Origin of the sequence: Vibrio sp. 1180_3 (assembly GCF_029478545.1) — a bacterium.
In the GTDB taxonomy this organism is placed as follows: Bacteria; Pseudomonadota; Gammaproteobacteria; order Enterobacterales; family Vibrionaceae; genus Vibrio; species Vibrio aestuarianus.
On sequence record NZ_SJFM01000215.1, the window covers coordinates 1 to 336 of the forward strand.

1 protein-coding gene is annotated in these 336 nt (G+C 39.0%); it reads left to right on the top strand.

The window, feature by feature from the left end:
* Nucleotides 1–216: hypothetical protein (locus EYW48_RS21640; protein WP_277433097.1), on the top strand; the 216-nt coding region annotated here is incomplete at its 5' end.
* Between the last annotated feature and the right edge of the window lie 120 nt (nt 217–336).

Sequence of the window (336 nt, forward strand, 5' to 3'; positions counted from 1 at the left end):
TTGAAAACGATCAATCTCAGGTTGTTCAAGAATCCATTTCGACCAAGCCAACTTGCCGAAAATACGGAACGAATTCTCTATGAAATCGTAGAGTTAACCCTAAAAACTCATCAAACACATAACGCCCAATTAAGTGGTGAACAACGCACTGGCCAAGCCGCTGCATTGCACCGTAAAACACTTTACCTGACGCATAGTAAAACTGCCATGCGTTGAGAATCCACTTGAATTGCTTGTTATGTGAATTTTACCGTGAATTCAAAGTAAACCACCGTAGAAATGAAGAGATTTGAATAAGTTACGTACAAAAACGATGCTTACCAAAACCTAAATTTC